Annotated in this window: 1 protein-coding gene; it reads left to right on the forward strand. The window is 69.3% G+C overall.

Annotated features, from left to right (window positions below):
• Window positions 1-740, forward strand: a 740-nt coding sequence (locus MOV80_RS23275; RefSeq protein WP_249605563.1) for a hypothetical protein, incomplete at both ends; no start/stop codon positions are given.

Consider the following 740-nt stretch of genomic DNA (forward strand, 5'->3'; position numbering starts at 1 on the left):
TGGCAGTTGTCCGGCGACCCCAGCAGCATCATCGACGGGGTGTTGGACCTGGCGCTGGGCGGCACCGTCTACCTGCTCAACAGCGACGACGAGGCCGCCGAGTACGCCAGCATCCGCGAGAGCGGCCAAGCCAAGGAAAAAACCTTGTTCGGCCAACGCGAGCTGCGCGATCTGGTGCTGCTGTACGACGAGCACATCCACGACTCCCGCGCCTGGTTCATCTATTCCACCCTGGGCACCCGCGAGCCGTGGACCGACTACTTCCGCTACCGCACGGTGTTCTACGACGACGAATCCAACAAGCCGCTGTCGCCGCTGATGATAGCCGGCCGAGTGGTGGGACTGGCGGTGACGCTGGGCAGCGTCGGCTTCGCGATCAAGCGCAAGGACCCGCGCTATCTGCTGGGCCTGATCTTGCCGTCGCTGGGCTTGCCGGTATTGAGCGGGCGCGGCTGGCCGCAGTGGCCGGCCGGGGCGCTGCCGGAGCTGAGCTTCACCGACCCGCAGAGCGGAGCGGCCCTGCCGATGGCGGAGCTGGACCCGGCGCTGCGCGCCTTCAGCCAGCGGCCGGCGGCGGCGGAAACGGCGCTCAGGCAGCTGTGGCGCGCCGAACCACGGCTGCCGGTGTTCGGCGCCGAGCCGTGGCAGCCGACGCCGCTGATGCTGAGGGCCTGGGAGGCGCGTAAGCAGGACATGGCGGAATTGGAAGCCTGGCGCGCCTTGACGCCGCCGCACCCCAA

The organism is Chromobacterium sp. IRSSSOUMB001 (assembly GCF_023507765.1).
Lineage (GTDB): Bacteria > Pseudomonadota > Gammaproteobacteria > Burkholderiales > Chromobacteriaceae > Chromobacterium > Chromobacterium haemolyticum.